Origin of the sequence: Anabaena sp. UHCC 0253 (assembly GCF_009712085.1) — a bacterium.
Lineage (GTDB): Bacteria > Cyanobacteriota > Cyanobacteriia > Cyanobacteriales > Nostocaceae > Dolichospermum.
This window is the reverse complement of the sequence record NZ_VILD01000017.1, coordinates 1-10,437: the sequence shown is the minus strand read 5'-3', so window position 1 is coordinate 10,437 and position 10,437 is coordinate 1. Positions and strand designations below refer to the sequence as shown.

Annotated in this window: 9 protein-coding genes and 1 pseudogene; 4 read left to right on the top strand and 6 right to left on the bottom strand. The window is 39.5% G+C overall.

Annotated elements, in window-relative coordinates; translation table 11 throughout:
- Both FJR38_RS26560 and FJR38_RS26555 read right to left on the bottom strand, forming a co-directional pair.
- Positions 1-343: DUF4277 domain-containing protein (locus FJR38_RS26560; RefSeq protein WP_168540552.1), on the bottom strand; the 343-nt coding region annotated here is incomplete at its 3' end.
- A 103-nt stretch (positions 344-446) separates the two neighbouring features.
- A complete protein-coding gene (locus FJR38_RS26555) occupies positions 447-686 on the bottom strand; it encodes a hypothetical protein (RefSeq protein WP_254449595.1) in 240 nt (79 codons plus the stop codon).
- 607 nt (positions 687-1,293) lie between these two features.
- On the opposite strand from FJR38_RS26555, the gene FJR38_RS26550 reads away from it, so the two are divergent.
- The 3 genes from FJR38_RS26550 to FJR38_RS26540 all read left to right on the top strand — a co-directional run bounded on the left by FJR38_RS26550 (position 1,294) and on the right by FJR38_RS26540 (position 5,201).
- Complete coding sequence (locus tag FJR38_RS26550) at positions 1,294-2,322, top strand: polysaccharide biosynthesis/export family protein (RefSeq protein ID WP_168540550.1); 1,029 nt, start codon at positions 1,294-1,296, stop codon at positions 2,320-2,322.
- Positions 2,319-3,716 (top strand): GumC family protein, encoded by a 1,398-nt coding sequence (locus tag FJR38_RS26545; RefSeq protein ID WP_168499105.1) that lies wholly within the window; start codon positions 2,319-2,321, stop codon positions 3,714-3,716. The genes FJR38_RS26550 and FJR38_RS26545 overlap by 4 nt, the downstream gene beginning before the upstream one ends.
- A gap of 162 nt (positions 3,717-3,878) precedes the next feature.
- Positions 3,879-5,201: an O-antigen ligase domain-containing protein gene (locus FJR38_RS26540; RefSeq protein WP_168499103.1), complete on the top strand. Its 1,323-nt coding sequence runs from the start codon at positions 3,879-3,881 to the stop codon at positions 5,199-5,201.
- 240 nt (positions 5,202-5,441) lie between these two features.
- Here FJR38_RS26540 and FJR38_RS26535 read toward each other — a convergent pair whose 3' ends face one another.
- The 3 genes from FJR38_RS26535 to FJR38_RS26525 all read right to left on the bottom strand — a co-directional run bounded on the left by FJR38_RS26535 (position 5,442) and on the right by FJR38_RS26525 (position 9,577).
- Positions 5,442-5,831, bottom strand: coding sequence for a hypothetical protein (locus tag FJR38_RS26535; protein ID WP_168499099.1), 390 nt, complete (start codon positions 5,829-5,831; stop codon positions 5,442-5,444).
- Positions 5,832-5,892: 61 nt separating this feature from the next.
- On the bottom strand, positions 5,893-8,922 hold the full coding sequence (locus tag FJR38_RS26530; RefSeq protein WP_168540548.1) for a Tn3 family transposase: 3,030 nt from the start codon (positions 8,920-8,922) through the stop codon (positions 5,893-5,895).
- A gap of 187 nt (positions 8,923-9,109) precedes the next feature.
- Positions 9,110-9,577, bottom strand: coding sequence for a helix-turn-helix domain-containing protein (locus tag FJR38_RS26525; protein ID WP_168540546.1), 468 nt, complete (start codon positions 9,575-9,577; stop codon positions 9,110-9,112).
- A gap of 93 nt (positions 9,578-9,670) precedes the next feature.
- Between FJR38_RS26525 and FJR38_RS26520 the strand changes: the two genes are divergently transcribed.
- Complete coding sequence (locus tag FJR38_RS26520) at positions 9,671-10,156, top strand: phage integrase N-terminal SAM-like domain-containing protein (RefSeq protein WP_168540544.1); 486 nt, start codon at positions 9,671-9,673, stop codon at positions 10,154-10,156.
- On the opposite strand, the pseudogene FJR38_RS26515 reads toward FJR38_RS26520, so the two are convergent.
- A pseudogene (locus FJR38_RS26515) lies at positions 10,069-10,437 on the bottom strand (Tn3 family transposase); the annotation flags it as partial. The gene FJR38_RS26520 and the pseudogene FJR38_RS26515 overlap by 88 nt on opposite strands.

Here is a 10,437-nt window from a genome sequence, read left to right as displayed (position 1 = left end):
CTACTGCTGTAAATATTTTTGTTGTTCCTACTTGATGATACTTGTCTAGTTCTCTTCCTAGTTTGTCATCATTTAAATGTGATGCTAATACTCCTTCTCCTATTAAATGTTCTGTTGATTTTCCTACGAAAAATTCTCCAAATAGATATAATGGGGCGCTTAAAAAGCCTAATCCATTTAAAATCATTGCTTTTATTACTTGTCCTGGTGTTAGGGTTTCTTTTATTTTTATTCCCACTATTTTATTCACTTCTTCTACCAATTCCATTTCGTCTATTATTCCTGCTACTATTCCCAAATGGTCTATATTTAGGATTTTCATGCCAACTTGAGACTCTTTCATGGTTTTTCCCATCTCTATTTGATTTGATTATTTTAACAAATAAAAGCCTGAAATCTTTGCTAGGCAATCTTTTCAGGCTTTTATTTATGAAAATTTTTAATTCCTAAATTTGCTTTAGTATCTGCGGAATGTGGGTAAAAATATCGCCACCGACACTAATATAGGCATCACAATGCCTAATCTGCGGCACAATTTGCAAACCGGGAATGTAATCCGGTACTGAATCTTGGAATTGAGCAACAACTTCAGCCTCAGATGCTAGAGCAGTTAAGGCACTATAGATGGCTGCATCACCAATATTGAGCGTTGAATAAGTGTTTACCAGACCAATGGTGAGTCCCATAATGGAGATTCTCATAATTAATTGACTGGTAGATGCCCGGACAATAGTAGTTTGGGTTAAGCAATAACGCCACCCAACAAAAGCTTTGATTATTTGGATTTCCTGATCTCAACCCAACGTAAAATCAATAGGAATTTAAACCCCACATAGATGGCCTTCCCCCCGAAAAGCCCTTGAGTTGCTGTGCTGCCTTGTTATTAGTAGATGTCCAGCACTTCCTGAGATGGCAAACACCGTTACTGAAGAGAAATGCTTTCTTTTAAAAAACCTGTATTATTTTTATATACTTAATGTGAGTCAGTTGTCAAATAAAATTTGTATAATTTTTTTTATGATTGCTAATAAATAATTGAGTCAGTACATCTCAATAATTACCCTGATTTATATCAGTAGTAGAATCGTAAATTACGTAATATTACTCCTGACTGCTGGCTGAATCGTTATTTAAATTCGTAAAAAGGGCATTTTGCATCTTAAGTCATACAGTATAATAAATATTAGTTATTAGGGCAAATGTAAACTAGATTCTCTAGCTGTAAATACTACTAAGTTTAGTCTTTTATTATCACAAATTTCCGAAGTACATACTTACGTATTTTCTCTGACGATGCTTAAACGTTTACTTTGTAATACCATATTTGCAACATTAAGCTTGGCCACACCTAGTTTGGCATTGCCCCTATCTCCTGGAGATCGTGTCAAGGTAACTATCCCAGAAGGAACAGAATTTAGTGGGATTTTTGAAGTTAACTTAGAAGGCAATCTGGAGATTCCCTATTTAACTCCATTGCCTGTTGTGGGTTTAGAACCAGAGCAAGTTGAAGAAAATCTAACCACATCCTTAATTGATGGGGCTTTTTTCCAACGCTCCTTCCTCCAGGTGAGTCTCAAAGTAGTGCAGTGGGGACCTGTGGAGGTGTTTGTCAGTGGGGCGACCTTTTTACCAGGAAGGGTATTTATCAATGAATCTTCCCCAGGTGAGAGAACACAGCCTCCTGTGCCAGTGGCCGGACAATATCCACCGAACCGTTATTTGGCAACTGCTATCCGTGATGCTGGTGGTGTTAAACCTACTGCTGATATCAAAAACATTCGATTGATTCGTAACGGAGAAACCCGCATTGTTGACTTATCTGGGGTTTTGACCGGTGAACCTTTTGCAGATGTAGCGTTAATTGCAGGCGATCGCATTATTGTTCCAGATTCAGGAAAAATGCAGAATGAACTTGTGCGTCCTTCGCAAATTACCCCAACTGGGGTGAAAGTATTCCTTTCCAATCTCACCGTACCAGCTACGGGTAATGCTGTTTCTGGGATTGGACGTGATGCCACTTCATTTCCTTATGGTTCTCGCTTTTCTCATGCGGTGACAGCAGCCAACTGTGCTGGGGGGACAAGGGGAACAAATGCCGAACGCAAAGCAATCTTGGTAACTACTGAGCAGTTAACTGGGAAAACTACTTACTTGCAGCGCCATATCAATGATCTGCTGACAAATTCCACCAGCGATGCTAACAATCCTTTTTTACAGGCTAATGATATTGTTACCTGCTATGACTCAAAAGTTGTGCAATTTCGGGATGTCATCCAAACCATTTTATCCCCTATCCCCATTTTGCGAGATTTGTTTAAATGACACAAGAACCTTTAGTTTTTAAAATGGTCAATTTGGGGAGTTTATTCAAAGGGCGTTGGCTACGATATCTCATCCTCAGTGCGTTAGGTAACACTTTGATTTGGGGGGCATCCCTCCAGTATTTGAAAGTCACCCAACCTACCTACACCAGCGAATGGGGTTTAATCCTCAGTAGTGGTAGTTTGGGAGTGAGCGTCAACCTGCCGGGTATTGGTCAAGCGTCTTCTTCTACTGGCTCTGCTTTGGGGAGTTCTACTTATGATCCGAGAGCAAATCTTGAGTATATTTTTACAAGTGACCGCGTTTTAAAAGCCGCAGCAGCGATCGCTAAAATTCCGGCTGATAAATTCCCAAAGCCTCGCATCAAACTTTTAAACAACACAACGATCATGTTGTTTGAAGTTACTGGCAAAAGTCCAGAAGAAGCAAGGGATAAATCATTGGCTCTCTATCAAGCAATAGTCAGCCACATCAATGTTTTACGAAATGGAGAAATTAGTCAGCGAGGAAAACCTTCCCAGGAAATTTTGCTTTCAGCCCAACACAAATTAGAGGAGGCTCAAAAACGACTCTCGGAATACAAAATACGTTCTGGGCTGAGTTTTCCTGATCAAGTAGGTAATTTATCTACCAATATTGAACAGCTACGCCGGTTGCGAGCAGAAACTAATGCCCAAGAGCAGATGACTAACAAACGAATGCAGCAGTTGTCCGAGGATTTGGGACTTTCCCCCGTAGAAGCAGCAACAGCTTTTCTTCTCCACGTAGACCAAATTTTTCAACAAAACCTCAAGGATTATAGTGAAGCTACAACCACATTAGAAGTTTTAATCACTAAGTTTGGAGTCAATCATCCCCAAGTAATTAAAGAAACAAAACGGCAAGATGCATCTTGGGTAGCCTTACTCCAGCGTGGTGAATATCTATCTGGAAAGCCTCTAACTCCTAACACACTCAATCGTTTAGCTTTAGCTGTGAACGGATCTGGGCGGGATACATTATTCCAGAGTTTGGTAACTTATCAATCAGATCAAAAAGGACTCAAAGCCCAAGTTCAAGGATTAGACACAGCGATCGCGCAACTGGAAAAGCGTCTGGATAATCTCTCTCAAAAGCAATCAATCTTAGAAAACTTGAAGCGAGATCAACAGATCGCTGAAGCGGTATTTGCATCTACCCTTACCAAATTAGATTTAGGACAAGGAGACGTGTTTTCAACCTATCCTTTAATTCAAATGGCAATGGAGCCTAGTTTACCCGATGAACCTACTGCTCCCAAGAAGAACTTTATCCTCGCTGGAGCAGTGATCGGTTCGGTCTTTTCCACCCTTGGTCTTGGTTTGCTATGGATTCGTAAACCCTGGATAGAAAAGCTATCTAAGTGGATATCATGATGCAGGAGTCAGCCCTTCGACTTCGCTCAGGGCAAGGAGTTCGGAGTTCGGAGTAGGGGCGAAGCATTCGGGTGATAAATTATCAGTTTTTGCCAAAGAATATTTTCCGAATGCTTCGCCCGTACAGGAGTTCAGGAGTTCAGGAGTTTTTAAAGGAAATAGATGGTAAAGCAGACCAAAAAAGATGATATTAAACCAGAGAATGTGCCAGAAAAAGTTGTCTGGTGGGCGATCGCTAACACCTATTTTATCTGGCTTTTCGGCGGGCTTTATGTTGTCGGCGCTCTCCTGGGTTGGCTACTGCTAATATTTTTACTAATTAAAGTCCTAGCTCAAACTGAAAACACCCCAGACGACGAAAAAATCGTCATCCCCTGGTCTTTGTGGATTTGGATAGCAGGAATGCTGATGATGGAAGTGGCATTGATAGCCGGACATCTCGACTACAACTTACCAACAGGTTTAATCATTAAATCCTCCATTGGCTGGGCTAAAGGTTGGGCTGCATTAGCTCTGTATCCCTTAGCAGGATGCTTAAAAATCCGCCCCCAGATAATTTATCGAGCCGTGTGTGTTGTGGGTTTTCATACCCTGTTGATTATCCCTTTTTTACTGTTAGCACCCTCTTTGCACCTACCCCAAGTTCTCTATGTCTCACCACTCAAAGCCGTAGGGGGACCAGGTAATGAATTTTTTGATGTGCCTCTCTATGAAATTGATGGCAGCACAGGTGACTTGCGTTGGCGGCTATTTACCCCTTGGGGACCAGCATTAGGTTTTGTGGGCAATGTTAACTTTATGCTGGCCTTGCAAGAAAAAAATAAAAAATGGCGCAGGTTAGGACTAGCAGGATCAGTTGTCATGTGTTTTGTTTGTAAATCCCGTATGGCTCAGGTTTGCATTGTTATTATCCCCTTACTGACAAATGTCTTATCTAGTTTGACTCGACCACGAATGCTGATCGGAATGGGGTTTTTTAGTTACCTTGCTGGCATTTTTTCCCCATCAATCATTGTTGCCTTTGATAATTTTTGGGAAGCTTTCAAGGGCGCAAGAGCAGGATCTACACGGGTACGCATGGCTTTAAAAGACATTGCTATTTATCGCTGGAAAACTGAAGCTCCAATTTGGGGACATGGTGTAGTTGAAGAAGGACCCCACATTGTTGAGCATATGCCCATTGGTTCACACCACAGCTGGGCAGGTTTATTGTTTGTCAAGGGAATTGTTGGGTTTATGGCTCTAGCTATTCCCTTGGGGTTCAGTTTTGTTGATTTGTTAATTAAGTCAACGGACAGTAGACGAGAAACTGCCAAAGTTGGCTTAAGTATTGTGATGATTCTTTTTCTCTATACCTTTGGCGAGAATTTAGAGATATTAGTTTATTTGTATTGGCCAGGATTATTAGCAATGGGTATTGGTTGTCAAGAAAAACCAAAATTGGCATCACCATGGTCGGGTACTCCCTTCCCACTCAAGGAATAGACAGAGGAACTAAAGCAAAAATGTGGTCTAAAGTTTTTAATATTTGCTCTGAAGTCATCAAAATTTTGACATCCTTTAAGATGTTCTCAATTTCGGCAATGGTTATATTTGAAGGTAAATGATGTAGCTTCTGTAATCTGGGGTGGATATCTGACACTGTTGGCGAAATATTTCTTTACATTAAAAAACGATAAAAACTAATCAATTTGGAGAAATCATGAGTAACTTCTTGTAGCAGTTTTAACACCAGTTAGAAACTGCTACAAGAAGTTTTATTTCCTGAATAAATTGATTAAGTGCTTTCTGTGCTGTTTTAAAACCTGAAGCTTGCCGTCCCAACTTCAATTCAAATAAAATGCGATCGCGTATGCGTATTGCCTCAAAATCTATAACGTCATGCACAAAGGTAATGGCTGACCGCTCCTGAAGCTCTAAATTTTCTTTCTGAAGATTCTGTACTTGGATTTTCAGTTTTTCTATCTCCTGCTCATACCGTGTAATACTTGGTAAGCAATCAGAAAAAAGTGGTGCATTAGATGGGGTAATTTCTGAAATTTCCCGTGTAATACATGACAAAATATTATTTGTAACTATTTGGGGTACAGCCGGGATACCTGCAAAATGGGACACGTTGTAAAGTTTTGTAAACAAAAACCCTACAACCCTTACCAGAACTACCTTCACTTTCTTATCAAGCCAAAACCAAAAGCCCATCGTCATCCAACAAATTCGGCACAGCCTCCATATCAATCAAATAATCGCCAAAACGCTTAATATGGCTAGTCATATAAGGACTTAATGCCGCCACATCTTCACGATTGATCAAATGACCAGCCTTCAGTAAATCCCGCGAAACATCAGTTAAATCCACAACATTCTGGAAAATAACAGCATTAGCCACCAAATCATTATATTTAATAATCTTCTCCTGCTCAACCGGATCATTATTAGCAATAACCCCAAAACCACCAAAGAAAAACCACTTAGAAAAACCGTTATAAGCCTCAACAATATTTGTCGCCGCAGTAATCTGTTGTCGCAACTTCATATCCGAAATATATTGCAACAAAAATACCGTCCTAATCACCCGTCCCAACTCTTGAAAAGCTTGGTATAACCTATTTTTCCGACTATAATTTCCCAGCTTTCGTAACAACACTGCACTCGAAATCTTACCAGTTTGAATTGACAAAACAACCTGCAAAATATCTTGCCAATGGTTTTCTATTTTAGCCCAATCAATTGTATCCTTAAACAAAGAATCAATATGCTTGTAAACCGTATCATCACTTGGACGAAAGAAATTTAAATCCTTCCAATTGCGAATTCGGGGCATTAACTTAATCCCCAACATATGTGACAAAGCAAACACAGGCGTTGATTGTCCCTGAGTATCAGCATGGATCGTATGAGGCTGAATATCAGAAAGATTTTGCAACAACCCCTCAATAATATAAACAGCCTCCCAAGTCCCACAGGAAATAAAATGGCTAAACAGTGCCACATAAGTATCAGAAACATGGTGGTAAGCAATCCCTCCGTAGCCACCATAACGAATATGATACTCAGATAGCAGATTCTCCTCATAGAGTTCATACTTAGTCCCATCCGCCGCCGCCGTTGTCCCATCACCCCAAATTCCCGGCAGCTTTAAAACATTGTAACGATTAATAATATCCACAAGAGCAGCATTCAGTTTATCCACACTCACATGACGACGATTAACAAAGGATATTTCCTTTCCTGTGACAACACCACGCATATGTCTTGCAGCCTGAGTCGGTCCCAAATTACAACCATAAGTGAAACTAGTCAAAAGGTAGCGTTCAGTCGCCCGTTCTAACTTCGGGTCGCTTCCACTCATTGGGCCAAAATGGCGGGTAAAATTAGTCCAATAATCAACATTTCGCAGAATATCAATCAAATTACGTTCGGGAAACCGTTCTGACACAGCATCTAGCAAAGCCTTAGCCGACGGACTCAAATCATGACGCACAGACTTTTTTAATACAGGTTCACCCAAATCATTAATCACCAATTGACGATTATCAGGATAACCAGCATCCACCTTCAAAGCCGTATCAGTCAACAAAGACTTGAGTTGTTCCACAAAACCAACCGCATTATTGGCAAAACCCAAATCCTGACAATACTGGTCAATCAACGGTAAACATTCTGACCAAGGCAACAACTGTTCTCGATGATCTGCATAATTCTCACTTCCCTTGACGCAAATATCCCCCGACCTCAATTCAGCCATTAAGTAAGAAAAAACACAAACTTCCAGATGGCGACGCACAATTTTAGTTTTACTTCCTTGTTCAACAACTAAAAGCTTCTGCCATTGAGGAGAAGCAAAATCTAAATCAAGAGTATGATTAAAGAATTCACCACGTCGTGACTGATTTTCGAGAATAAAATTTAATGCTGTAATTACACTCTGTTCGCTAGTAGTGGATTCAAATTTCAAAGCACCTAACAACCGAAAAAAGCTACTGCGGTGACTTTTATAAAATCGCCATAATAGAGGGAAATAATTATTACCTTTATAAGCATTGATGGCTTCACATTCACTCAATAATTGTTCAGCACCACCTTCAGGAAGAAGTAGACGATTAACTTGCTCAAATTTATCAGATTTATTAACTTCATCAGATTTATTGACTTCATTAAATTTATCAAATTTATTAATTTTGTCAGATTTATCGTCCGATGGTTCATCAACCAATACTTGGAGGACATTACTAAAAACTCCTAGTAACTTCTCAACTGTTTCTTGATATCTTTGTTTAATAAGTTCTAATTCCTTCTTAGCATGATTATGAATTAACTGCATTTTTTTGATAAACATCTCCACCAAATTATCTCGCGTCCTGATACTCGCTGAGTAAATCAGGCATAATATGAGAGTCATCCGTTTGGGTAAATTGAATTCTTTGATTTCGCTGGCATCTAATACTCTAGCTTCGGCAGCAAAGTGTTGAATCTTTGCTGCTGTCATATCAGCTAGAAGTGGTTTAATATCTCCCAAAGAATCAATCCAGATTAAATGTACAATTAAATCATTGAGGTGATTACGGGTGGGACGTTTAGGAAGTTGCTTAAGATTATTATAGAGACTTCTATATTCTACTGGATGATTATCTAAAAGGTCGAGTAGGCGTTGTTGATAATCATTACTTAGGCGACCAAGTATCAAGTTAAATAAATTTTGATTAACTATATTTCTGACTCGGCGAACTAATCTATTTAATGTATTAAATCCTGGTAACTCATATCTATTTTTAATTAATTCGGCAATGGCGACATTCATTAAATCGGCAGGATTATCCATCACTTGGGCTGATTCATTCACCGCAGATACTGCTAAATGTCGTGCAGTTTGATTAAAAGATTTAACTTGAAGATATTCGCGGATAGCTGTCCTATGTCGGTACATTGTTTTACTATTTTCATAGCCTAAAACAATATCAGTGGCAAATTTTAAATGGTTGCGAATATGGTTAATTATTTTTAGTGGAATATCTGTAAGCGAGGGAAAATAACCTAGCCTTTGAAAAGATTTTAAGATGACGAGTAGATTCAAAATATTACCTTCACCTGTAGCTGTCGCATAAGCAAAAGCAATTTCTGATTTAGTTGGGGTATAAATGTCCGTAAGTTCTTTAGTGGTAAATTGGCGTTTGAATCTGGGGTAAGCGGTACGTTCTATAGATGTCACTCTGGTATTGATTGTCCATATGGGTATTGATTTTATAGATATAAAACAAAATAGTCACTTTTTTTGGGTTTGAGTGTTTTTTATTTTCATTGGTGTCTACCTGACTTGAAAATACGACCCCAACCCGCAAGTAAAGAGGGGAATCAGAAGTTTTTCATCATGTCCTGGTGTACACAATTGATGATGGCTACTTAGCAATTTTAACAATCGTATCTTTGTAATAAAACCCGCAATAAGGACAGTAAGAGTGCTGAAAAGTTGTCACAGATTTACCGCATTTAAGACAATGATCTATCAGCCCAAACCCGCAGAGAAAGCAGTGTAATGACCTGATATCATTCCAAATTGGTTCTGTGGGTGTACCAGGAGTCCAGCATTGGGGACAAAATTTAATACTGGTAAATGCTTGCTGTATTTCCGCACCGCTGCAAATAGCCTCTAAATACTCGCTGGGGATTGATAAAGCCCTGGCTAACCCCCGACGAGTTTTGTGATTTAATCTCGTGGTGATACCCCGTTCTATTTTGCCCAAGGAATGTAGGTGGATACCAGCCGCAACAGCTAGTTGATTCTGACTCATCTTTAATTTCACACGCAATCGCTTAATGTACTCTCCCAGAGGTTCTTGCGGTAAAGGACTATTAAAAGTATCCATAAAGAATCATCATTATTATCCTAAATTATCTTCACAAGATATATTAAATAATAGTTGTTTGTCTCGATAGAAATTACATATTTTGGAGGGAAATTGACTGTTACTTTAGCCACTGTTATTACTGAGTTTTTGTCACGTCCTGATTTAGCTAAAAGTACCAAACGTACTTATGAATTGGCGTTGAAACCAATACTTTTAGAATACGGTAGTTGGGCAATAGAAATTATCGGTAAGCAGACTTTAATTGAGTATTTAAAAAGTTTATCAGGTTGTAACTATACAACTCATCGCAAGTACCAAGCAATACTGCAAAGTTTGTTTAATTTTGCGGTGGAGCAAGGTTATATTAAGTTCAATCCCATTCGGGGTTTAAAACAACGTCAGCCCAATCCAGAAAAAGGGGAGCATAAATCTGATTCTGTAATCCGATATTTAAGGGGTCACCGTGCCAAAACGGGAAAATTGTACGCTAAGGCTGAAAGCTTTATCCATCAAGGATTTGAGCGATACTTATTTTCCTTAACTCGCAAAGGGCGCAAGTTATCAAAGCTGGTTGCCTGCTTCAAATTCCAGACATAATCACCAGTAAGATTGATATGCTCCCAACCCAAAGGTGATAAATGTTGCAAATGCTCTTCAGGAATATCCATACCCTGTTGTTTCAAATGCTCAACAGCCTTTTCTGTGTACACCGTATTCCACACAACAATCGCCGCCACCACCAAATTCAACCCACTAGCCCGATAAAATTGGTCTTCATAAGAGCGATCGCGGACTTCACCCAGACGATTAAAAAACACCGCTCTTTCAGAGTATGTTTCGCCTCACCCTTATTCAGCCCCGCAGTCGCTCGTCGTCGT